The following is a 23,353-nucleotide window of genomic DNA, read 5'->3' as shown; positions in this document are numbered from 1 at the left end:
TCTGAGCCACCCAAGGGCGCTGTCACGACTCTGACACATATGTGTCACCTAGCGTTACAAGATGGATCGTACACGGGGCCGGATTTAGACGTGACGACCACGTTTCCGACTTTTTTGGTCCACCAGCTGGGGATAGCGAATGACCTTCCGTAAATTGGCGTACGGCGTTTCGGCCGCCGCCATCATGATGTCGGCCTCGACGGCCGTCTTTGCTCAAGAGACGACCGGCGCCATCCGCGGCCGCATCCTGGACGGCTCCGGCGCGGCCGTGGTCGGCTCGGTGACCATCGTTCACGAGCCCACCGGCACGACCGTCACCACCATGTCGGACTCGTCGGGCTTCTACAGCGCGCGGGGTCTGCGCGCCGGCGGACCGTACACGGTGACGGTTTCAAGCGCGGCCGGTGAAGGCGGCATTCAGCTGGACAGCATCGGTGTGGGCGACGCCGTCAACGGCGACGTGATCGTCAATCAGGCCGCCGCCGAGCTGGAAGCCATTACGGTGACCGGCCAGCGCTTCTCCAACGACTTCGGCTACGGCACCGGCTCGAACTACGGCGCGGGCGACATCGCCGCCGCCGCCTCGATCAGCCGTGATCCGAAGGACATCGCGCGCCTCGATCCGTTTGTGACGCTTGACCCCTCGAACGATGACGCCCTGTCGTTCGCCGGCACCAATACGCGCCAGAACCAGTTCACCGTCGACGGCATTCGCCAGAACGACGAGTTCGGCTTGAACGGCAACGGCTATCCCACCCAACGGTCGCCGATCTCCATCGACGCCATTCAGGCTTTGAACGTTTCGGTGGCGCCCTTCAGCGTCATCAACAACGGCTTTGTCGGCGGTTCGATCAACGCCGTCACCAAGTCCGGCACCAACACCTTCTCGGGCTCGGCCTTCTATGAGAAGTCGGACGACAGCCTGCTGGGCGACCGGTACTGGGGTTACGGCCCGCGCGGCAACGGTTTCCGCGCCCGCCAAGACTATAACCGCGTCTTCGACGAAAAGACCTGGGGCGCCACCCTGGGCGGTCCGATCATCCGCGACACCCTGTTCTTCTTCGCGTCTTACGAAAAGTTTGAGTCGCAGTTCTCGCTGAACGAAGGTCCGGTCGACGCCGGCTTCGCAAATCCGATTCCGCGCATCACCACTTCGGCCGTCGAAACCTTCCGGCAAGGCGCCAAGACGCGCTACGGCTATGAAACCGGTTCTTTCGTCAATGTGGCGCCTCCCGTCCAGGACGAGAAGTACCTTGCGAAAATCGACTGGAACATCAACGCCAACCACCGGTTGGCCGTGACCTTCCAAGAGACGACCGGCACCTCGTTCAACGGTTCGACCACGTCGGCCTTCATTAACGGCGGCTCGACCACGCAGCCGCGGTTGGCGCTGGAATCCAGCCAGTATGTCAAGGATGAGCGCCTCACGACCTGGAACGCTCAGTTGAACTCGCAGTGGACGGACGCCTTCTCGACCGAACTGCGGGTCGGCTACAAGGAAACTGAAACCACCCAGCTGCCTGTCGGCAGACTGACTGTCGGCCAAGTCACGGTCAACGTTTCCGATCTGGCGGGTGTTCAAGCCGGCTCGGGCACGCCGCAAATCCAGTTCGGCGCCGACAACTTCCGTCACGACAACTATCTGTACAGTGAAGTGAAGAACGCCGAACTGATCGGCCGCTATAGCTGGGGTTCGCACGACTTCATGGCCGGCGCGCGGATTGAAACGCGCGACTTCACCAACGTCTTCGTGTCGCAGTCGCTGGGTCAGTGGACGTTCAACAGCTATGCCGACTTCCTGGCCGGTAACGCTTCTGGCCTGATCATTCGCGGCGCGGTCAACCCGACCGGCGGCACCGTTCCCGCTCGGTTCGGCACTGCGCGCGACGGGGCTGTCGAATTCGGTTACGACGTGAACTCGCTGTACGCCGAAGACACTTGGCAGATCAGCGACACGCTTCGCCTGAATTACGGCCTGCGCTACGACTGGTTCGCCATGGACGACCGTCCGGTGCTGAACACCAACTTCCGCACCCGCAACGGTTTCGACAACACCGCCAATCTGGACGGTCGTGACCTGCTGATGCCGCGCCTGGGCTTCAACTGGACGCCCAGCGACTGGTCGATCTCGGGCGGCGTCGGTCGCTTCTCGGCCATCGGCACCAACGTCCAGATCGGCAACCCCTTCGGCAACGACGGCGCGCGGATCACCAATGCGGTCTGCACCGGCGCCATTCGGGGCGTGACGGATCTCTCCGTCGTTCCCACCGGCGCGAACTGCACCTTCACGCCCGGCAACGGCAGCGTGGTGGCGCTGGATCCGAACTTCGAAATCCCCAGCGCCTGGAAGTACAACCTGACGGTCGCCCGCGATTTCCGCCTGCCGCTGATCGAAGACTTCCGTCTGCAGGCGGACGTCATCCGTACGGATTTCGAGAACGCCCTCTATTACCGAGATCTGCTCGCAACCCGCTCGGGTTCAGCGCCGGACGGTCGTCCGGTCTATACCCACCCGACCGGCCCGGTGGTCTTCGATCTGCTGCTGGATAATCTGAAGGACGGCGGATCCTCCACCTCGGTCGCTCTGACGGGTCAGAAGACGTGGCGCGACGGTGTGTTCGAAGGTCTGGACGTCCGCAGCACCTACACCTACACGGAATCGGAAGACGGCAATCCGATGACCAGCTCGCAGCCGGACTCGTCCTATGTCCGCTTCGCTTCGGCTGATCACAACAACCCGGTGCTGGCGACGTCGGACTACGAAATCCGTCACAAGTTCACGGTCAACGCGAACTACACCCGCGCCTTCTTCGGCGACAACGAAACGTCCATCAACGTCTTCGCCCAACGCCGCTCGGGCCTGCCCTTCTCCTACGTTTATCATAGCAGCCGCACGGGCAACTACGACAACGATTTCGGCAACGCCGTTCCGCAGTCGTACTCCGGCGCCCTGGGTACGTCGAACCAGCTCTTCTACGTGCCCCAGACCGACGGCAACGGCGTCGTCACCGCCACGAGCGATCCCCGCATCACCTATGCGTCGGGCTTTAATCTGACGGACTTCAACGCCTTCCTGAACAACACGGGTCTGATCAAGTACGCCGGCTCGATTGCGCCGCGGAACGCCTTCCGCACCGGCGCCGTCACCACGGTGGACCTGCGCCTGTCGCAGGAAATCCCGGTTCCGGTTCTGCCGACCGGTAAGCTGAAGCTGTACATGGACATCGAGAACTTCGGGAACCTGCTCAACGAGAAGTGGGGCGTTCTGGAGCAGTATCCGTTCTATCGCGGCGTCGGTACGGTTGTGCTGAACTGCCAGACGGCCGGCGTCGCCTCCTCCTGCGCCGCCCCCAATGCAGTGTACCAGTACTCCTCGCTGCAAAGCGCAGGCGCTGCCGGAACGCCGCTCGGTGGTGAGGCTAAGCGCCCGAACGCCCAACTGCCGGCCTCGACCTGGCAGATTAAGTTCGGCGCCCGCATCTCGTTCTAAGTGAAGCGAGCAATGTGCTGACGAAGGGCGGTCCGTTCGCGGGCCGCCCTTTTTCTTTGGCCGCAGCCCCTTGGCGTCCGGCGCCGTTGAAGTCGGGGGCGGTTGGGGCCATATGGCGCGGCTCGCGGATCGCCCGCCCGTCGCCTTCGAACCCTGACAGGACTCTCGCCCGCCCATGACCGCTCCTCTCCCCGCCGAATGGGCTCCGCACCGCGCCATCTGGGTGGGCTGGCCCAGCCATGCCGAATACTGGTTCGAACCCTTCGAACAGGCCCAGGACGAGGTCGAGGCTCTGGTGCGGGCCCTGGCCGGGCCGGGGCGCGAACGGGTGAAGCTGATGGTCGGGGCGCCGGAGCTGGCGGAGGGCGTGGGGGCGCGTTTCGCCGACGGCGCGAACGTCGAGGTGGTGGCGGGCGTGTTCGGCGACGTCTGGCTGCGCGACACCGGTCCTCTGTTCTGGGCGGGATCGAAGACGGCCGCCGCCTTCCGCTTCAACGGCTGGGGCGAGAAATATGTGATGCCCGGCGACGAGACGGTGGCCGAACAGATCGGCGTTCATTCCGGCGCGACCCTGAGCTGGAACGACTTCGTCATGGAGGGCGGATCGCTGGATCATGACGGGGAGGGCACGGTCCTGACCACGCGCCAGTGTCTGCTGAACCCGAACCGCAACCCGGGCTGGAACCAGGACGAGGCGGTCGCGACCGCCGCCCTGGCAGCCGCCGTCGGGGCGAAAAAGGTGCTCTGGCTGGGCGACGGCCTGCTGAACGACCACACCGACGGCCATGTCGACAATCTGGCGCGTTTCGTCGCACCGGGTGTCGTGGCCTGCCCGATCGCCTGGGGTCGCAACGATCCGAACGCCGAAGTCTATGACGCCGTGGCCCGCGACCTGTCGGGCATGACCGACGCAGCGGGACGCAAGATCCGTGTGCTGAGGATCCCGTCGCCGGGCCTCGTCCTGGACGAGGACGAGCGCCCGATCCCGGCCAGCCACATGAACTTCCTGATCGCCAACGGGGCGGTGATCGTGCCGACCTATGGCGACGACGAGGCGGCGCGTTTCGCCTGCGAGGCGCTGAAGACCGCTTTTCCCGATCGCGAGATCATCCCGCTTCCGTCCAAGGCTATCCTGACCGGCGGCGGCTCGTTCCACTGTATCTCCCAGCAGGAGCCCGCATGACCCGCACCATCACCGTAGCCGGCATCCAGACCTCTTACGGCGAGGACATGCAGGCCAATATCGCCAAGACCGTCGGCTTCATCCGCGAAGCGGCGGCGAAGGGCGCGCAGGTGATCCTGCCGTCGGAACTGTTCCAGGGGCCGTATTTCTGCGTGTCGCAGGAGGAGCACTGGTTCAGCCAAGCCTATGAGTGGCGCGAGCATCCCTGTGTCACGGCGTTGGCGCCGGTGGCCAAGGAGCTGGGCGTGGCCATTCCGGTCTCGATCTTCGAGAAGGACGGGCCCCAGTACTACAACTCGCTGGTCATGCTGGACGCGGACGGCGAGGCCCTGGGGGTCTATCGCAAGAGCCATATCCCTGACGGCCCCGGCTATCAGGAGAAGTATTATTTCCGGCCGGGCGATACGGGCTTCAAGGTCTGGAAGACCCGGTTCGGCAAGGTCGGGGTCGGCATCTGCTGGGACCAGTGGTTCCCCGAGGCCGCGCGGGCCATGATGCTGATGGGCGCCGACGTGCTGATGTATCCGACCGCCATCGGCACCGAGCCGCACGACGCCAGCCTGCACACGGCCGAGCCGTGGCGTCGGGCCATGCAGGGCCACGCCGTGTCCAACGCCGTGCCGGTGGTCGGGGCCAATCGCATCGGCCATGAGACGGTGACCGAGGTCGGCCAGACCTTCTACGGCCATTCCTTCATCGCCGATCAGCAGGGAACGCTGGTCGAGAGCCTGGGCGCCGAGGAGGAGGGGGTGCTGGTGCACCGCTTCGACCTGGACGAACTGGACCAGTACCGCGCGGCCTGGGGCTTCTTCCGCGATCGGCGGACGGATCTGTATGGCGCGCTGACGGGCGGGGCGTAGGTTCCTTTCGTCATTCTCCGGCGAGCGTAGCGAGATCGGGGAACCCAGCGGCGCGCGATAGCGCGAACCTGCCGCGGACGAGGTTTTTGCAGTGGTGCGGTGGACGCATCGCCTTCGGCGCCGCTGGGTCCCGGTCTGCGCCGCGAAGATGCGGCTTGCCGGAGGATGACGACAAGTTGGGGTTAGTCCCGCATCCCCTCAACCGCAGCCACAAGTCGCGCAAGGTCCGCCGACGACGACAGCCGGTGGTCGCCGCCGTCGATCAGGTCCAGGCGGACGTCGCCGCCCGTCAGCCGCTCGATCAGTTCGACCTGATGGCGCCAGGGCACCACGTCGTCGGCCCGCCCCTGGAGGATATGGACCGGGGCGGCGATGTCGATGACGCCGTCCAGCAGCAGCCAGTTCCGCGCCTCCTCGAACATGCGACGGGTCAGGACGTATTCGCCCAGGCCCTCCTCGACGATCAGGGTCTCGCCCTCGCGCACTATGGCCTGGCGCTCGTGGTCGGCCAGGCCCGGCCACATCAGCCGTTCGGTAAAGTCCTGGGCCGGATTGATCAGAACCAGACCCTTGATCCGCTGTGGCCGCGCCAAGGCCGCCAGCAGCGAGACCCAGCCGCCCATCGACGAGCCAACCGGGATGACCGGGCCCGACAGGCTGTCGATCAGGGCGATCGCATCCTCGCGCCAGCGGCCGATCGTGGCGCGGCGCCAGTCGCCCGACGACTGGCCGTGGGCGAAATGGTCATAGCGGATGAAGCTCCAGCCGCGGTCGCGCGCGGCGGCGTCCAGGGCAAGGGCTTTGGTTCCCTCCATGTCCGATCGGAAGCCGCCGATCCAGACGACGGTGGGGCCGGAGCCGTTGACGCGCCGATAGGCCAGAGTTTCGCCGTCGGGGCGGGGCAGGGATTGGAGGTCGGTCATGGTCGGTCTTTTGCCTCGACTTTTCTCTTCCGTCATCCTCGGGCTTGACCCGAGGATCGGCGGTGACGCACACGGACGGCTGAAGGCGGCGACAGTCGCCACTCCATCCGCAGTCTTGTCGCGGCGCCCCCGATCCTCGGGTCAAGCCCGAGCATGACGGTGTGAAAGGTCAGTCGTTTGTCCGCACCCCAGGTCCTGTTCGTCACCTCCAACCGCATCGGCGACTGCGTCATTTCCTCGGGCGTGATCCGCGAGATCGCGCGCCAGGTTCCGGGGGCGCAGATCACCGTCGCCTGCGGTCGGCCGCCCGCGCCCTTCTTCCGCAATGCGCCGGGCGTGGTCCGGACCCTCGTGCTCGACAAGAAGAAGATGGCCGGTCACTGGGTCGATCTTTGGAAACAGGTCGTCGGTACGCGCTGGGACCTGGTGATCGACATTCGCGGTTCGGCCCTGGCCTATCTGATCCCGGCGAAACGGCGCATCGTCTACAACCGATCCTGGGAGACCGGCCTGCGCAAGGTCGAGATGGTGTCGCGCCTGATGGGCGCGGACCGGCCGCTGGACCCCGAAATCTTCCTGGACGACCAGGCGCGGGCCGAGGCCGCCGCCGTCATCGATCCGCAGCTGGCCGGCGGCGCCGGTCCCGGACCGATCATTGCGCTCGCCCCCATCGCCCACCAGCCGGGCAAGAGCTGGCCCGCCGACCGCTGGGGCGCCCTGGTCGAGAAGCTGAAGGCCGAGCCCCGTTTCGACGGCTGGCGCTTCATGCCCGTGGGCGGACCGGGCGACCGGCCGCCGGCGACCCCGGCCCTGGAGGCGGCGGGGCTGCGGGGGATCGACTTCGTCGGCAAGGGCGACATACTGGCCTCAGCCGCCGCCATCGACCGGGCCGATCTGTTCGTCGGCAATGACTCGGGCCTGATGCACGTCTCGGCCGCCCTGGGCCGCCCGACCCTGGGCCTGTTCGGGCCCACGGAATGGTGGCTGTACGGGCCCTGGGGGGCCAAGACGCGCACCGCCGCCTCGAACGAAACGCGCGGCCAGTTCGCCCCGATCGAGGACCTGACGGTCGATCACGTCTTCGAGGCCGTGCTGGCCCTGCACGACGCCTATATCGCCGGAGCGCCCGCCGAGCCTTGAAAAATAGGGCTTCCTGACGCATATTGCCGGGCGAGAGGGGACCGTGGCCACAGCCGCGCCCGTTCGCTCATCACGACACACGCCTTCTTTGACCACATAAGGAAACGACGCCCATTCGCCGTCCCATGCAAGCGCCACCCGTGAAAGACGGGCCGCGTATGAACCAGGATATCCGCGCCCCTCGCGTTCTTCTCATTGACCAGAACGGGGAAAAGCAGGGCGTCATGCCCACCTCCGCCGCTCTGGAAGCCGCCGAGGAAGCCGGGCTGGATCTGGTCGAGATCGTCTCCACCTCCGAGCCGCCGGTGGCCAAGATCCTCGACTACGGCAAGCACCGTTTCCAGGAACAGAAGAAGAAGGCCGAGCAGCGCAAGCGCCAGAAGGTCGTCGAACTGAAGGAGATCAAGCTCCGTCCCAACATCGACACCCACGATTATGAGGTGAAGGCCAAGGCCATGCACCGCTTCTTCGACGAGGGCGACAAGGTGAAGGTCACCCTGCGCTTCCGCGGTCGTGAAATGGCCCACCCCGAACTGGGCATGAAGCTGCTGAACAAGGTCCAGGCCGATTTCGACGAAATCGCCAAGGTCGAGTTCGCGCCCAAGATGGAAGGCCGCCAGATGATCATGATCCTGGCCCCGCGCTGATCGACCGATTCATCGCCGAGTTCTGAAAGCCCCGGTCGGAAACGGCCGGGGCGTTTTCTTTTTTGCGTCCTGAGCGAAGAGGTCTTGCAACCTGGGCTTTGAGGGTCTGAAAAGGAGCCGGGACTCGGGGGAGGACGGGCGTGGTGTTCGGATTGAGGATTTGGGCGGCCGCCGTGGCGGTCGCGGCGGCCGTGTGCGGGGGCGGTGCGATTCCGGCTCAGGCTTCGGCTCAGAACGCGCCGCCGCTGGAGGCCTACGGCGCCTTGCCGGCGATCGAATATCTGGAGCTGTCGCCGAGCGGCGATCGCCTGGCCCGCATCACCGTCGCCGGCGAAATCCGCGCCCTGGTCGTTACGGATATGAGCGGCGGGCTCCTGTTCGTCGCCGACGTCGGGGATGTGAAGGTCCGCGACCTGCGCTGGCTCGGCGAGGACAAGGTGCTGGTCGTCACCTCTCGCACCGAGAGCATCGCCTCTCTGGGGGTGCCCAGGTCCGAACTGTATTTCGGTCAGATCCTCGACCTTCAGACCCAACGAATGGTCCAGGTTCTGAACCGGACGCCGGACGTGCTGGCCGTTCTGTACGGCCCGGCTACGATCCGTCGCTCGGATGAGGGCGCGACGCTTTATGCGCGCGGCGTCAATCTGGTGACCAATCAGATCGATCTTCACGCCATCAGCCTGACCTCCGGGCGCGGCCGTCCCATCAAGGGCATGGACCGGGAGATCGAAGACTTCGTGCAGGACCCGTCCGGCGACGTGATCGCCATGGGCCGCTATGTCGAGCGCAGCAAACAATGGACGCTGCGCCTCAAGCAGGGGAATTTCTTCCGCGACGGCTGGTCGACGGAGGCGCCGATCGACACCCCGGCCTTCTATGGTCTGGGGCGCAAGGCGCGCTCTATCATCATCGGGGCCGATCGGCCCGATCTGGCGCCGGCGGACCCGGAGGCGGAAACCTTGGACGTTCTGTTCGAGGTGGATGTGGACACCGGCGAATGGAGCCCGCTGCCGTTCGAGCACCATCCTGACTTTCTGGTGCATCATCCCGTCACCCAGCTGCTGATCGGCGCGGGCCGGACGGAGGAGGACGGGGTCCACTATGAGTTCATCGACGCGGATGCGGCGCGTCGCTGGGCCGCCATCGAGCGGGCCTTTGCGGGCAAACGGCCCAAGCTGGTGTCGTGGAACGACGCGCAAGACCAGATTGTGGTCTTCACGGATCAGGGCGAGGCGGGTGTCTATCAGCTGATCGACTTCCGCCGCGGCGTGGCGGAGATTCTGGCCGAACCCTATCCGACGGTCCTGCCCGAACAGGTCGGCGCGACACGACTGGTGACCTATAAGGCCGCCGACGGATTGGAGATCCCCGCCTATCTCACCCTGCCGCCGGGCGTAGAGACGCCCAAGGCCCTGCCTCTGATCGTCCTGGCCCACGGGGGGCCGGCCGCTCGCGACGAGGCGGGCTTCGACTGGTGGGCCCAGGCCCTGGCGTCGCGCGGCTATGCGGTGCTCCAGGCCAACTTCCGCGGCTCCACCGGCTACGGCCGCAGCTTCATGGAGGCCGGCTACGGCGAATGGGGCCGCAAGATGCAGACCGATCTGTCGGACGGCGTCCGCTGGCTGGCCTCCGAAGGGATCATCGACCCAGAGCGTGTCTGCATCGTCGGCGCCAGCTACGGCGGCTATGCGGCCATGGCGGGCATGACCCTTGATGCGGGCGTCTATCGCTGCGGCGTGGCGGTTTCGGGGGTGTCGGACCTGCGCCGGATGGTCAATTGGGAGGCCCGGCAGGAGGGGCGCAACGACAGCCAGACGGTACGCTACTGGAACCGGTTCATGGGGGCGGCGCGGCTGAACGACCGGGCGCTGGACGCCCTGTCACCGGCCTATCTGGCCCAGGCGAGCGCCGGCCCGCTGCTGCTGCTCCATGGCCGTGACGACACGGTCGTTCCGATCGACCAGAGCCGGATCATGGCCGAGGCTCTGCGTCGGGCGGACAAGCCGGTCGAGTTCATCGAACTGCAGGGCGAGGATCACTGGCTGTCGCGCACGGAGACGCGCCACAAGATGCTGAGCGAGACGGTTCGTTTTCTCGAGAGGCATAATCCGCCTGTCGCGAACTGAAGCCGCAAGGCGGGGGCGCATGCTGGCGCTTCTCGCGGGCCAAGCGCCGCGCTAAGGCTTGACCATGAGCCAGACGCCGTCTTCGCCTCCCGCCGTCCGCGCGCCCGCCCTGGCGGTGCTGTTCGCGGTGGTCTTCATCAATCTGGTCGGGTTCGGCCTGGTGGTGCCGCTGCTGCCCTTCTTCGCCCAGAGCCTGAAGGCCGAGGCCTGGCAGATCACCCTGATGTTCTCGGCCTATTCCCTGGGCCAGTTCTTCGCCGAACCCTTCTGGGGGCGGCTGTCGGATCGGGTGGGGAGAAAACCTGTGCTGCTGGTGACGCTTGTGGCCAATGCGCTGGGCTATCTGATGCTGGCCTTCGTGCCCAATATCTGGCTGGCCGTCGCGGTCAGGCTGTTCACCGGCCTGGGGGCGGGCAATATTTCGACGGTCCAGGGCTATGTGGCCGATGTGACCCCGCCGGAACAGCGGGCGGGGCGGATGGGGCTGATCGGCGCCGCCTTCGGCCTGGGCTTCATCGTCGGGCCGGGGCTGGGCGGACTGCTGACCCAGCCGCAGCTGGGGCGGCTGGGCTATCAGTTGCCGATTTTCCTGGCCGCAGCCCTGGCGGCCCTGGCGGCCATCGGAGTGATGGTCTTTCTGCGCGAAAGCCGGGCCAAGGCCGATCCGGCGGCGGCGCGTCCGGCCTTCCTGGCGGGGTTGAAGGACGCGCGGACCAATCCGGTGGTGTCGCGGGTTCTGGTCGTCACCCTGATCTATATGGCCGGCTTCTCGGCCATGGAGAGCGTCTTCGGCCTGTGGTCCGAAAGCCGCTACGCCTGGGGTGCGCGCGAGGTGGGGCTCAGCTTCATGATCGTGGGCGTGATTTCGGTCCTGAATCAGGGCTTCCTGGCAGGGCGGCTGGCGCGCCGGTTTGGGGAGGCGCGGGTGCTGGCGGCCGGCATGCTGCTGTTCGGAAGTTCGCTGGTGCTGCAGGTCCTGGCGCCCGTCGCCTGGTTCCCGGCGACGCGGCTGGAGCTGGGCGGCCTGTCCCTGCCGGTGGTCCAGGGCTGGGTCATTCCCCTCGTCATGGCCGTGGGCGCCTGCGGCATGTCCCTGGCCATGCCCAATATCTCGGCCATGATCAGCCGGGCCTCGCCGCCGGATCGGCAGGGGGCCATGCTGGGGCTCAACATGGCCTCCAGCTCGGTGGCGCGCATCTTCGGCCCCATGGTCGCTGGGGGCCTGTTCTCCGGCCTGGGGCATGACTGGCCCTTCCTGATCGGCGCGCTCTTGACCGTTCCGGCGGCGGTGATGGCGCTGAATGCGGGGAGGGTTATTCGCAAGGTCGATGACGGCGTGAAAGCCCCGGCCTGACTCATCTTGCGCTGGCCTCGGTCTTCGCGTAGAAGCCGCGCCTTCGCGTACCGAACCGCCGGGCGAACAGGCATGCCTGGGCGGTTCATAACTCTGGAGAGACACCTCACCCGACGGGCTCAAGCAGTCCGAAGGACGGTAGCCCCTCCAACAAGGAGACTGAAATGCCGAAACTGAAGACGAAGTCGGGCGCCAAGAAGCGCTTCAAATTCACGGCCACTGGCAAGGTGAAGGCCGGGGTTGCGGGCAAGCGTCACCGCTTGATCAGCCACAACTCGAAATACATCCGTCAGAACCGCGGCACCGAGACCATGTCCGACGCCGACGCCAAGAAGATCAAGTCCTACATGCCGTACGCCTGATCGGCGCGCGCTGTACGAACTGATCCAACCCAAAGAATTTGAAGGAATAGCGACATGGCTCGCGTGAAACGTGGCGTAACTTCGCACGCCAAGCACAAGAAGGTTCTGGAGCAGGCCAAGGGCTTCTCCGGCCGCCGCAAGAATACGATCCGCACGGCCAAGGCCGCCGTCGACCGCGCCGGGCAATACGCCTATCGCGACCGCCGCGCCAAGAAGCGCAACTTCCGCGCCCTGTGGATCCAGCGCATCAACGCCGCCGCCCGTATCGAAGGCTTCACCTACAGCCAGTTCATCAACGGCCTGAACAAGGCCGGCGTCGAGCTGGACCGCAAGGTTCTGGCCGCCATCGCCGCCGATCCGACCGGCTTCAAGGCGATCGCCGACAAGGTCCGCGCCGCCCTGGCCTAAGCCGGGTCTTCGCGACAAGGATCAACGCCCGCTCCGGTTCGCCGGGGCGGGCGTTCTTCGTTTCAGGAAACGCTCAGGCCGCCGCCGCCTCGTCCTTGGCGTCGGCCAGGACCAGGCGAATGGCGTTCAGCAGGGCGTCGGGCTGGATCGGCTTTTGCGCCACCCCGTTCATGCCGGCGGCGACATAGTCCAGCTCGTCGCGCTCGTCGGCGTTGGCCGTCAGGGCCAGGATGGGCAGGCGGGCGGCCGGTCCGGGCAGGGCGCGGATGGCGCGGGTCGCCGCGATCCCATCCATGACCGGCATCTTGATGTCCATCAAAGCCAGGTCGAAGGGGCGGTTGCTGACGGCGTCCAGCGCCTCCTGTCCGTTCTCGGCCAGTTCGACCGTGCAGTTGAACATCTCCAGCAGCTTGGCGGCGACGAAACGGTTGGCGGCGTTGTCGTCGACCACGAGGACATGCAGGGTCTCGTGCGGGGTGGGCTCTGCCATCGGAGCGGCGGCGGCGGCCTCTTCGGCCGCGCAGGCGGTCAGGGGCAGGACGACATGGAAGCGCGCCCCGCCCTGGGGCGAGACGCTGAGGCCGATGCTGCCGTCCATCCGCTCGGCGATCTGGCGGCAGATGGCCAGGCCCAGACCGGCGCCCGCGCCTTCGCGCCCCGCCTTGCCGATGTTGAAGGGCTCGAAGATGGTCGCGGCCGCCGTTTCGGGCACGCCGGGGCCGCTGTCGTCCACCGTCAGTTCGACCCTGACGCCGTCGCGGGTCGTATGGCTGGACAAGGTGACGATGACCCCGCCGCTCTGGGTGAATTTCAGGGCGTTGCCGACCAGATTGTTCAGCAGTTGCTTGATCCGCATGCCGTCCGCCCGGACCCAGGGGCTGGCCTCGAATTCGGTGCGGACGGTCAGGCTCAGCGCCTTCTCCTCGGCGCGGGCGCGCCAAAGGGCGTCGATGTCGAAGGCCACGGCCGACAGGTTCAGCGGCTCTTCCTCCAGGGTCAGCATTCCGGCCGAGGCGCGCGACATGTCCAGCGCGTCGGTCAGCAGCCGCAGCAGGCTCTGGCCGGAATCGATGACGGTGCGGACATAGGGGCGCAGCTCTTCCTGTTCGAGCTTCTTCTCCATCAGGGCCGCGACGCCCAGGACGCCGTTCAGGGGGGTGCGGATCTCATGGCTCATGACCGCCAGGAACTCGGACTTGGCGCGGCTGGAGGCGACGGCCTCGGCCTCGGCGGCGGCCAGATCGCGGGCCAGGGCGCCCATCTCCTCGGCGCGCTGGCGGTGCAGGGCGGCGCCGGCCTGGACGATCTGCAAGCCTGTGCCGACCCCCAGGTAGCGGCCGTCGGCGACGACGATGAAGCCGCCCAGGAGGGCCCCCAGTTCGGCCGCGCCATAGGCTTGAAAGAAGGTTTCGGCGCTGGTCGAGGCCTCGGCGATCGGCGCATTGCGGTCCATCAGGCTTTCGGCCGGCTTGCGCGCATAGAGGGCGCGGCCGAATTCGGCCGCCATCCGAAGGGTGAAGGCGTTGCGCTCGATCAGCCCCAGGGGACGGCCGTCGTCACCCACCACCGCCAGGGCCAGGGTGTTGGGCTCGGTCTGGAAACGCTCGAACACCTCCGCCCCCAGGGTGGACGGAGCGACCGGCGCAATCAATTCGACGAAATCACCAATCAGCGGCATTCGGCCCCCCTTATGTCCACGCAGGCGGGCTTAACCGTCGAACTTTAACATCGGCTTTGCCGTTCATGAAGCTTTCGAGGCGGGTTTCCGACAAACATTCAGTAATCGGACAATATTCGGCTCGGTGTAGGCGAGACCGCCGATCTGGGCTAATTCACGCCGATGAAATCCCGTTTCTCTCTTTTCGGTCTGGTCCTCGTCCTGCTTTGTGGGATCGGCAGCCCGGCCCTCGCCCAGGATCGAAAGGTGGCCGTGACCTTCGACGACCTGCCCTATCAGGGGCCGGCGGCGGCCCTGTGCGACCCGGCGCAGCTGATGCGGTTGACGACGGATTTCCTGGCCATGCTCAAGCCGCTGGATACCCATGGGACGGCCTTCGTCAACGACGGGCGGGTGTGCGAAGCGACGCGGGCCTCGACCCTGCCGACGGTTCTGAACCTGTGGCTGGACGCCGGGCTCGACCTGGGCAATCACAGCTTCAGCCATATCAACATCCACCAGACGACGGCGGAAGCCTATCTGGCCGATGTGGACGCCGGTGCTGCGACGACACGGGCCGCGCTTCAGGCGCACGGGCGGACCCTGCGCTGGTTCCGCCACCCCTATCTGTTCACCGGCGAGACCCAGGAAAAGCATGACGCCATCGCCGCCGGCCTGGCCGAGCGCGGCTATACGGTCGCGCCGGTCACGATCGACAACAACGACTGGATGTTCGCCGACGTCTATCGCAAGGCCGAGCAGCTGGGCGACGCGGCGCTGAAGCGGCGGATCGGCGAGGCCTATGTGGCCCATATGACCCGGGTGCTCGACTTCTACGAACCCTACAGCGCCGAACTGACCGGCGGGCGCGAGCCGGCCCAGGTCCTGCTGCTGCACGCCAACAGCCTGAACCAGGCCTATTATCCGCAGATCCACGCCCTCTATCTGGCGCGCGGCTATCGGTTCGTGACGCTGGAGGAGGCCCTGGCGGACCCGATCTATCAGCACGCCGACACCTATGTCCGCGCCAATGGAATCTCGTGGCTGCACCGCTGGACCAGCACCGAGGGCAAGCCCATCCGCTGGGAGCCGGAGCCACCGGCCTGGATCGTCGCGGCGAACAAGGCGCCGGCCGCCGAGCTTGAGGCCATCGCCGGGGCGCAAACCGCGCCTTGAAGGGTGACGAAACGGCTGCGGCCCGCTAGAGCCTGATCGGCTGAGGAGGGATCGCTTCGCGATCCCGCTGAAGCCGTGAATCAGGCTCCAGATCAAACCGAGAGCATGATTTACGCTTCAGCCGGAACCGCGAAGCGGTTCCGTCCGAAACGATCATGCTCTAAGGCACGGGCCAAATGACCGATCTCGCCACACTCGAACTCGACCTGATCAACGCCATCGGCGGCGCAGAGAGCGTCGCCGCCCTCGAAGAGGTGCGCGTCGCCGCCCTGGGCAAGTCCGGCTCCGTCTCCGGCCTGCTGAAGGGAATGGGGGCCCTGAGCCCCGATGAACGCCGCGAACAGGGGCCGATGATCAACGGCCTGCGCGACCGCGTCGCCGCCGCCATCACGGCCAAGAAGACCGAGCTGGAGGCGGCCGAACTGGACGCCCGGCTTCAGGCCGAGCGGGTCGACCTGACCCTGCCGGCCCGTCCGCGTCGCAAGGGCGGGGTGCACCCCACCATGCAGGTGATGGACGAGATGATCGCCCTGTTCGCCGAGATGGGCTTCGCCGTGGCGGAAGGCCCGGACATCGAGGACGACTTCCACAACTTCACCGCCCTGAACTTCCCGCCGAAACATCCGGCGCGGGAGATGCACGACACCTTCTTCCTGAAGCCCGATCCCGAGACAGGCGAGCGCAAGGTGCTGCGGACCCACACCAGCCCGGTGCAGGTCCGCACCATGATGTCGCAAAAGCCGCCGATCCGCATCGTCGCGCCGGGCCGCACCTTCCGCAAGGATTCGGACGCCACCCACACGCCGATGTTCCACCAGATCGAAGGTCTGGTGATCGACCGGGACATCCATATGGGCCATCTGAAGACCACGCTTCAGACCTTCATCGCCCGCTTCTTCGAGCTGGACGCGGTTCAGGCGCGCTTCCGTCCGCACCACTTCCCCTTCACCGAACCCTCGGCGGAGATGGACATCCGCTGCGACCGCTCGGGCGGGAAGCTGGTGTTCAACACCGGCGACGACTGGCTGGAGATCCTGGGCTGCGGCATGGTGCATCCCAATGTGCTGAAGAACTGCGGCATCGACCCGGACGAATATCAGGGCTTCGCCTTCGGCATGGGGGTGGATCGGCTGGCCATGCTGAAATACGGCGTGCCCGACCTGCGCCCCATGTTCGAGGCCGATACGCGCTGGCTGGCGCACTACGGCTTCTCGGCCTTTGCGGCCCCCAATCCGGCTTCGGGCCTGAGCTGAATCATGAAGATCGAAGACGACACGCTGAAACTGCCCCTGATCGGGGCCGGTCCCGCCTATCAGGGCGTCCACATCTGGCTGCCGCAGCTGGTCATTGAGGCCGCGCAGCGCGGCGAGGCGATGATCGCGGGCAAGACCTTCCGCGACTGTTTTCTGGAAGGGCCGGCTGTGCTGCTGGCCGTCGGCGGGTGCAGCTTCGACGGCTGCAACATGGGCGACGCCATGGGCGACCCGCGTAATCTGCTGCTTCAGCCGGTCGGTCCTGAAAAGGTCACCGGCACGGTCGCCTTCCAGGACTGCAGCTTCGTCAACTGCCGCTTCCTGCGCGTGGGCTTCACCGGGACGCCGGAGTTTCTGACCAATATTCAGCAGGTTCTGGGCGGGGTTCCGGCATGAAGTTCACCCTTTCCTGGCTCAAGGATCACCTCGAGACCGAGGCCGACGTCCATCAGATCGCCGAGGCCATGACCATGGCCGGGCTGGAGGTCGAAGAGGTTCTCGACCCCGCCGCCAAGCTGGCGCCCTTCACCGTGGCCAAGATCCTGTCGGCCGAACGCCACCCCAACGCCGACCGGCTGCAGGTCTGTCAGGTCGAGACGGTGGACGGGATCAAGGAGATCGTCTGCGGCGCCCCGAACGCGCGGGCGGGCCTGACCACCATCTACGCCCCCATCGGCGCCTATGTGCCGGGTCTTGGCGTCACCCTGGTCGAGAAGCCGGTGCGCGGCGTGGTGTCCAACGGCATGCTGTGCTCGGCCTCCGAGCTTGAGCTGGCCGACGAAAGCGACGGCATTCAGGAACTGCCGCCGGAGATCCCGGTGGGAACCCCGGTCGCCGGCCTGTTCGGCGCCGAGCCCGTCATCGACTTCGAGGTCACGCCGAACCGGCCCGACTGGCTGGGCGTGGCGGGGATCGCGCGCGATCTGGCCGCCGCCGGCGTCGGCAAGCTGAAGCATTTCGACATCGCCGTGGTGCGCGGGGGCTTTCCGTCGCCGATCAGCGTGCGGCTGGACGCGCCCGAGATGTGCCCGGTCTTCGCCGGTCGGGTGATCCGGGGCGTCAAGAACGGCCCGTCGCCAGCTTGGCTGCAGAAACGCCTGACCGCCATCGGCCTGCGCTCGATCAACCGTCTGGTCGATGTGACCAATCTGATCGCCTATGACCGCGCCCGGCCGCTGCACGTCTATGACCTGGCCAAGCTGTCTGGGACCGAGATCGTGGTGCGGGGCGGACAGGTTTCGGCCGGGACAGCCCATATCGAGGGCGGCGAGCCCGAGCATCTGATCGCCCTGGACGGCAAGACCTATGCGGTCTCCGCCGCCGACTGCGTCATCGCCGACGCCGGGGGCGAGCGCCCCATCGGCCTGGGCGGGGTCATGGGCGGCGAAAGCACCGGCTGCGACGACGACACCACCGACGTCTTCCTGGAAAGCGCCTGGTTCGACCCCCTGGTCATCGCCCAGACGGGCCGTGCGCTCGGCATCCATTCCGACGCCCAGTATCGGTTCGCGCGCGGCGTCGATCCGGTCTCGGTCACGCCGGGGCTGGAGCTGGCCACCCGCCTGATCCTGGACCTGTGCGGCGGCGAACCGTCCGAGATCGTCTTCGTCGGCGAGCCCCCGGCTGGGCCGGCGCCCTTCGCCTTCGACCCCGCCTATGTGAAGCGGCTCAGCGGCATGGACCTGCCGACGGATCGGATCGGGACCATTCTGGGCCAGCTCGGCTTCCTGGTGCAGGCCGCCCCGGCCGGTCAGGCCGAGCCCTGGATCGTCACCCCGCCGTCGTGGCGGCGCGACGTCGAGGGCCGGGCGGATCTGGTGGAAGAGGTGGCGCGGATCGAGGGCTTCGACAGCCTGCCCGACACGCCCCTGCCCGAGGTCGCCCCTCCCGCCGGCGGGGTGCTGAACCCCCGCCAGGCCCGCGTCCGGACGGCGCGCCGCGCCTTGGCGGCCCTGGGATACGCCGAGGCCGTCACCTGGTCCTTCACCAAACAATCGACCGCCGCCCTGTTCGGCGGCGGGGATGATCGGCTGGTGCTGGAGAACCCGATCGCGGCCGATCTGGACTGCATGCGGCCCTCGGCCCTGCCGAACCTGATCCAGGCGGCGGCGAGGAACGCCGCGCGCGGCTTCGCCGACGCCGCCCTGTTCGAGATCGGCCCAATCTATCTGGGCGACGGACCGGCGGATCAGCGCACGGTCATCGCCGGCCTGGTCGCGCCCCACGCCGCCCGCCACTGGGCCGGCGTCGGAGAGGACGCCCTGTTCGCCCTGAAGGCCGATCTGACCGCCGTGCTGGAGGAGATCGGCGCCCCGGTCGCCTCGCTGCAACTGGTCCAGGGCCAGAACCGCGACTGGTGGCACCCCGGCCGTTCGGCCCGCCTGCAACTGGGCCCGAAGAATGTGATGGTCGAGTTCGGCGAGCTGCATCCGCGCGTGCTGAAGGCGCTGGACGCCGACGGTCCGATGCTGGCGTTCGAAATCGTGCTGGACGCCGTGCCCGAGCCGCGCGGCCAGAAAGGCAAGAATGGGTCGGGCAAGGCGCGGGGAACCGCCGACCTGTCGGCCTTCATGCCCCTGACCCGCGACTTCGCCTTCGTGGTCGAGGAAGCCAAGCCGGTCGGCGATCTGGTCCGGGCCGCAGCCGGCGCCGACAAGGCGCTGATCGCCGACGTCCGGGTGTTCGACGTCTATCGCGGCAAGGGGGTGGACGAGGGCTTCAAGTCCGTCGCCCTGGAAGTCGTGATCCAGCCGCGCGACGCCACCCTGGCCGAGGCCGAGATCGAGGCCCTGACCGCCAAGGTGGTGGCGGCGGTCGAGAAACAGGGCGGCAAGCTGCGCGCCTGATTTATCGGGCGGATCAGCCCAGGCGTTCGCGCGCCTGGGCCGTGATCTCCAGGCTGCGGATGCGCGCCGCCTTGTCGAACATCATGCCGGTGATCATCAGCTCGTCCACCTGGGTCAGGGCGATGAAGTCCGACAGCTGCTTTTTGACGGTCTCTGGCCCGCCGACGGCGGAATAGGTCAGACGGCTGCGCGCGCTCTCGATCTGCTGCGGGGTCAGAACGGCGGCGATGTCATCGACCGGCGGCGGCAGGCGTCCGGGCTTGCCGGTCGAGAGCCGGGCGAAACTCTGCTGCATCGAGGTGGCCAGGCGGACCCCCTCGTCGTCCGTCTCGGCGGCGAAGACGTTCAGCACGGCCATGGCGTGAGGGGCCGCCAGCCGGTCGGACGGGGTGAAGTTGCGGCGATAGAGGGCCAGGGCCTCCAGCAGAAGTTCCGGCGCAAAATGGCTGGCGAAGGCGTAGGGCAGGCCAAGCTGCCCCGCCAACTGGGCGCTGAACAGGCTGGAGCCCAGGAGCCAGATCGGCACGCGAAGCCCCGCGCCCGGCACGGCCCGGACCGGCTGGTTCTCGGCGGCCGGCTCGAACCACTGGATCAGTTCGACCACGTCGCGCGGAAAATGGTCCGCCCCCTCGAAATAGCGGCGCAGGGCGCGCGCCGTGGCCCCGTCGGTTCCGGGCGCCCGGCCCAGGCCCAGGTCGATGCGGCCGGGATAGAGGGTCTCCAGGGTGCCGAACTGTTCGGCGACCACCAGGGGCGCGTGATTGGGCAACATGACCCCGCCCGAACCGACCCGGATTCGGTCCGTCCCCGCCGCGACATGACCGATGACGATCGCGGTCGCGGCGGAGGCGATGCCCGGCATGTTGTGATGCTCGGCCAGCCAGTACCGCTGATAGCCCAATCGGTCGGCCGCCTGGGCCAGGGCCAGGGTCTCGTCGAAGGCGCGACGGGCGTCGCCCCCTTCGACGATGGGGGAGAGGTCGAGAACGGAAAAGGGGATCATGACGCTTAGATCGGAAGCGGCGTCGGGGGTTCAAGGGGCGCGGGGCGGAAGGCGCGGCGGACGGGAACCTGAAGACGGTCACAGACCTTTGACGCAGTGAGACAGAACAGGAGACGGCGCCATGACCGACATCGACAAGGACGCGGAAGACAAGGGCGCAGAATCGGAACTCGAAGGCCGGGACTCCCGTGAAGCTCAGGACATGGGCGAGAAGCCCGACCTGGGGCGCAGGGGCGACGCCCTGATCGAGGCGCTGGACGGTTCGGACTCCGGTTCGGACCTGAGGGCGGGCTCGCTACGCGGCGGCTCGGCGAGCGGGTCGGACGACGATCCCGACTCGGCGGTCATCAATGAGGCCCTGGCGGCCGAAGGGCGGGCGGAGGCCGACCCCCAGTCGCCGTCGAACGCGGAGCCGAACGCCGTCGCGGAGTCCGGCCGCCGTTTCACCGGCGAGGCGGGCGATCCGGTCGAGGGCGGGCGCGGCGGCGACTGAACGCCTTGCTGGCGCCGCATCCTTAGGCCACGGTGCCGCCTCGACTAAGGGTCCAAGGGACGATTCCCCGATGATACGCCTTTCGGCGGCCTCGGCCGCCTTCTTCATACTGATGCTCGCCGCTTGCAGCCGAGAGGATGAAGCCCACCCGGTTCAAGGGCGCGCCGCTGCTGCGCCGGCTGAGGCGGGACCGGCTGAGGCGCGCGACGCGGCGATTCCGCCCCCGGCCGAAGCCGCCGCCCCCGCCTCAAGCGGCGGCGTTGAGCCCGCCGCGCCGGGGGCGCCCGACTACGCCGCCCTCTATCCCGGCGCGGTCATGGATCAGCCGGGGACGACGGCGACCGGACCGCACGGAGACGGCGGCCTGGTCACCTTCCGAACCTCCGCCAGCCCCGATGAGGTGGTGGCCTTTTATCGTGAACGGGCCGAACAGGCCGGCCTTTCGTCCGTCATGGGGATGAACCAGGGCGACGCCCGCGCCTATGGCGCCGCCGGCGGCCCGGCGGGTGCGACCAATATCCACGTCGTCGCCGCACCCGGCGAAGGCGGAGAGACCTCCGTGCAGCTGAGCTGGAGCGAAGGGCGGTGAAGCCGTTCGCCGCCTCATTCGCGGCGGTTCTGACGACAGCCTTCGTCCTGTCGGCCTGTGCGGGCGCGGGGCGGCCGTCCCCCGCGCCGGTCTTCGTCCTGGCCGACAGCGGCTATCTGTCGCCCGAGGCCTTGGCGCGATTGGCTGAGGCCGCGCCGTCCGCTCCCGATGCGAACTCGGCCGCCGACCGCCAAGACCGCGACCAGTCGGACCGGTTCCGGGCCTTGGAACAGTCGGATCGGTGGCTGCTGGCCACCGCCCACGCCGAGCTTCGTCCGCCCCTGGCCCTGCAACATTTCGACTGCGCCCTGGGGCTTCGGCTGGGAGGCGATGCAGAGACGCCGACGCTGGATCGGATGGCGGCCAAGGCGTTTCACGATGTGCGGACCGTGTCCGAACAGGTCGCGGCCCGCGCGCGTCGCGCCCGGCCTGTGTCGAACGATCCCGACCGCCCGGCCTGCGAACGGCTGACGCCGGCGATGCGCGACAGCGCCGCCTATCCGTCCCTGGGCGCGGCGGCGGGCGCGGCCTATGCCGAGGTCTTGGCCGCGCTGGAGCCGGATCGTGCGGGCGCGGTGCGCCGCATCGGCCGTCAGATCGGCGTAAGCCGAATGGTTTGCGCGATGAACTCTCCCAGCGACGTCGCGGTCGGCGCGGCCCTCGGGCGGGCCGTCGCCTTACAGATCATCGCCGCGCCGGCCTTCCAGGCCGAGGCGGAGGCGGCGCGGCGAGAGCTGGAGGCGCGCCGCGCCGCCGGCCTGACCAATCCGGGATGCGCCGCCGAACGGGCCGCCCTGGCGGCGACGGCCGCTGACTGAAATGGTCGGCCTCCTGCTGCTGTCCTTGCTGGCGCCGATCGACGACCGTCCCGCCGCCAGACCGTGCACGCCGCAGGAGGTGCGCGACCTGACCACCCCCTCCGACCGCCCCTATCGGCTGCTGTGTCGCGCCGTCCTGGCGGGGGCGAACGTGTCCCGTCCGGTCCTGATCGAGGGGGCGGAAGCCTCAGGCGCCGGTCTGGACTGCGGCGGCGGGACGATCCGCCAGCCGGGTCAGGCGACCGCCCAATCCCCCACCGTCGCCGTCTGGTCGCGCCAGACGCCGCAGGGGTGGAGCCGGCCGATCGGCGCGGTGGTGCGCCACTGCACCGTCGTCGGCAACATCCGCATCTGGGGCATGGGGGCGGGCGGGTCGATGCGGGATCTTCTGGCCTCGTCCCGCCGCCCGGACCACACGACCGCAGCCCAGGCGGCGGCTCCGTCCGAGACCGTGCTGGAGCAGGTGCGGTTTCAGGCGACAGGGACCATTCCCCTCTATGTCGGACCAGGGGTGACGCGGACGACCGTCCGGGAATCGCGCTTCACCGGCCGTTCGGTCTCCACCGCCGTCTATCTGGACGCCGAAAGCGCGGGCGCCCTGATCCAGGACAACGACTTCGTGCTGCGCACCGGACGCGAAATGATCGCCGTGGACGGGTCAGGCGCCAATCGCATCATCGGCAACCGGTTCGCCCTGGGCGGTCGGGGCGGGATCTTTCTGTACCGCAACTGCGGCGAGGACGGGGTGATCCGACACCAGACGCCGTCCTATAATCAGATCACGGACAATAGCTTCTCGGACGCGGGCTGGCTGCGGCCTCGCACGGTGGTGGTCGGCGCGCGTGAGGGAAACCGGCGCTATTGCGCCGATGACGCGGGCTATCCCTTCGGTTCCAGCGCCGACGACCGCGACGGGGCGGTCGGCAACCGGGTCGAGCGGAACCGGACGAGACGCTGAAGGGGGCGCCGACGGCTCGCTCTTGCGAAACGGAACCGCCTCGGTCCTTAGTGGCGAGCGAGAGACT

20 protein-coding genes are annotated in these 23,353 nt (G+C 67.6%); 17 read left to right on the top strand and 3 right to left on the bottom strand.

Going from position 1 to position 23,353, the window contains the following annotated elements; all coding sequences use genetic code 11:
* Nucleotides 1-139 precede the first annotated feature (139 nt).
* The 3 genes from ACW178_RS01110 to aguB all read left to right on the top strand — a co-directional run bounded on the left by ACW178_RS01110 (nucleotide 140) and on the right by aguB (nucleotide 5,533).
* Nucleotides 140-3,490 carry a TonB-dependent receptor gene (locus ACW178_RS01110; RefSeq protein WP_492024782.1) on the top strand — a complete coding sequence of 1,117 codons (3,351 nt, stop codon included), beginning with the start codon at nucleotides 140-142 and terminating at the stop codon, nucleotides 3,488-3,490.
* 175 nt (nucleotides 3,491-3,665) lie between these two features.
* Complete coding sequence (locus ACW178_RS01105; RefSeq protein ID WP_492024781.1) at nucleotides 3,666-4,673, top strand: agmatine deiminase family protein; 1,008 nt, start codon at nucleotides 3,666-3,668, stop codon at nucleotides 4,671-4,673.
* Nucleotides 4,670-5,533, top strand: coding sequence for an N-carbamoylputrescine amidase (gene aguB, locus ACW178_RS01100; protein WP_287105371.1), 864 nt, complete (start codon nucleotides 4,670-4,672; stop codon nucleotides 5,531-5,533). Before ACW178_RS01105 ends, aguB begins: the two co-directional genes overlap by 4 nt.
* A gap of 182 nt (nucleotides 5,534-5,715) precedes the next feature.
* On the opposite strand, the gene ACW178_RS01095 is transcribed toward aguB, so the two are convergent.
* On the bottom strand, nucleotides 5,716-6,456 hold the full coding sequence (locus ACW178_RS01095) for an alpha/beta fold hydrolase (protein WP_287105373.1): 741 nt from the start codon (nucleotides 6,454-6,456) through the stop codon (nucleotides 5,716-5,718).
* A gap of 177 nt (nucleotides 6,457-6,633) precedes the next feature.
* Here ACW178_RS01095 and ACW178_RS01090 point away from each other — a divergent pair, with 177 nt between their 5' ends.
* The 6 genes from ACW178_RS01090 to rplT all read left to right on the top strand — a co-directional run bounded on the left by ACW178_RS01090 (nucleotide 6,634) and on the right by rplT (nucleotide 12,493).
* Complete coding sequence (locus ACW178_RS01090; RefSeq protein WP_287105375.1) at nucleotides 6,634-7,596, top strand: glycosyltransferase family 9 protein; 963 nt, start codon at nucleotides 6,634-6,636, stop codon at nucleotides 7,594-7,596.
* 125 nt (nucleotides 7,597-7,721) lie between these two features.
* On the top strand, nucleotides 7,722-8,243 hold the full coding sequence (infC, locus tag ACW178_RS01085; protein WP_039244129.1) for a translation initiation factor IF-3: 522 nt from the start codon (nucleotides 7,722-7,724) through the stop codon (nucleotides 8,241-8,243).
* 140 nt (nucleotides 8,244-8,383) lie between these two features.
* Entirely contained in the window at nucleotides 8,384-10,369 is a 1,986-nt protein-coding gene (locus tag ACW178_RS01080) for an alpha/beta hydrolase family protein (protein WP_287105378.1), read from the top strand.
* Nucleotides 10,370-10,433: 64 nt separating this feature from the next.
* Nucleotides 10,434-11,723, top strand: coding sequence for an MFS transporter (locus tag ACW178_RS01075; protein ID WP_287105380.1), 1,290 nt, complete (start codon nucleotides 10,434-10,436; stop codon nucleotides 11,721-11,723).
* Between the two features lie 164 nt (nucleotides 11,724-11,887).
* The gene (gene rpmI, locus ACW178_RS01070) at nucleotides 11,888-12,085 is read left to right on the top strand and encodes a 50S ribosomal protein L35 (RefSeq protein WP_054766748.1); all 198 of its coding nucleotides are present in this window, start codon (nucleotides 11,888-11,890) and stop codon (nucleotides 12,083-12,085) included.
* Between the two features lie 54 nt (nucleotides 12,086-12,139).
* Entirely contained in the window at nucleotides 12,140-12,493 is a 354-nt protein-coding gene (gene rplT / locus ACW178_RS01065; protein ID WP_054764100.1) for a 50S ribosomal protein L20, read from the top strand.
* A gap of 73 nt (nucleotides 12,494-12,566) precedes the next feature.
* On the opposite strand, the gene ACW178_RS01060 is transcribed toward rplT, so the two are convergent.
* Nucleotides 12,567-14,171: a response regulator gene (locus ACW178_RS01060; RefSeq protein WP_492024780.1), complete on the bottom strand. Its 1,605-nt coding sequence runs from the start codon at nucleotides 14,169-14,171 to the stop codon at nucleotides 12,567-12,569.
* Between the two features lie 246 nt (nucleotides 14,172-14,417).
* On the opposite strand from ACW178_RS01060, the gene ACW178_RS01055 reads away from it, so the two are divergent.
* The 4 genes from ACW178_RS01055 (at nucleotide 14,418) to pheT (ending at nucleotide 19,425) form a co-directional block, all read left to right on the top strand.
* Nucleotides 14,418-15,326 (top strand): polysaccharide deacetylase family protein, encoded by a 909-nt coding sequence (locus tag ACW178_RS01055; RefSeq protein ID WP_263596067.1) that lies wholly within the window; start codon nucleotides 14,418-14,420, stop codon nucleotides 15,324-15,326.
* A gap of 176 nt (nucleotides 15,327-15,502) precedes the next feature.
* The gene (gene pheS / locus ACW178_RS01050) at nucleotides 15,503-16,579 is read left to right on the top strand and encodes a phenylalanine--tRNA ligase subunit alpha (protein WP_054764097.1); all 1,077 of its coding nucleotides are present in this window, start codon (nucleotides 15,503-15,505) and stop codon (nucleotides 16,577-16,579) included.
* Nucleotides 16,580-16,582: 3 nt separating this feature from the next.
* A complete protein-coding gene (locus ACW178_RS01045; RefSeq protein ID WP_224762139.1) occupies nucleotides 16,583-16,975 on the top strand; it encodes a hypothetical protein in 393 nt (130 codons plus the stop codon).
* A complete protein-coding gene (gene pheT / locus ACW178_RS01040) occupies nucleotides 16,972-19,425 on the top strand; it encodes a phenylalanine--tRNA ligase subunit beta (protein WP_191558122.1) in 2,454 nt (817 codons plus the stop codon). Before ACW178_RS01045 ends, pheT begins: the two co-directional genes overlap by 4 nt.
* A 13-nt stretch (nucleotides 19,426-19,438) precedes the next feature.
* Here pheT and ACW178_RS01035 read toward each other — a convergent pair whose 3' ends face one another.
* Entirely contained in the window at nucleotides 19,439-20,428 is a 990-nt protein-coding gene (locus tag ACW178_RS01035; RefSeq protein WP_191558121.1) for an LLM class flavin-dependent oxidoreductase, read from the bottom strand.
* Between the two features lie 121 nt (nucleotides 20,429-20,549).
* Between ACW178_RS01035 and ACW178_RS01030 the strand changes: the two genes are divergently transcribed.
* From ACW178_RS01030 to ACW178_RS01015, 4 genes are all read left to right on the top strand, one after another.
* Complete coding sequence (locus tag ACW178_RS01030; protein WP_224762138.1) at nucleotides 20,550-20,921, top strand: ribonuclease; 372 nt, start codon at nucleotides 20,550-20,552, stop codon at nucleotides 20,919-20,921.
* 70 nt (nucleotides 20,922-20,991) lie between these two features.
* Nucleotides 20,992-21,510: a hypothetical protein gene (locus ACW178_RS01025; protein ID WP_492024779.1), complete on the top strand. Its 519-nt coding sequence runs from the start codon at nucleotides 20,992-20,994 to the stop codon at nucleotides 21,508-21,510.
* Nucleotides 21,507-22,328 (top strand): phosphatase PAP2 family protein, encoded by an 822-nt coding sequence (locus tag ACW178_RS01020; protein ID WP_191558119.1) that lies wholly within the window; start codon nucleotides 21,507-21,509, stop codon nucleotides 22,326-22,328. Before ACW178_RS01025 ends, ACW178_RS01020 begins: the two co-directional genes overlap by 4 nt.
* 1 nt (nucleotide 22,329) lies before the next feature.
* On the top strand, nucleotides 22,330-23,286 hold the full coding sequence (locus tag ACW178_RS01015; RefSeq protein WP_191558118.1) for a right-handed parallel beta-helix repeat-containing protein: 957 nt from the start codon (nucleotides 22,330-22,332) through the stop codon (nucleotides 23,284-23,286).
* Nucleotides 23,287-23,353 lie beyond the last annotated feature (67 nt).

This window comes from Brevundimonas sp. AVps4 (genome assembly GCF_058681525.1).
This window is presented reverse-complemented; position numbering and strand designations above follow the sequence as displayed.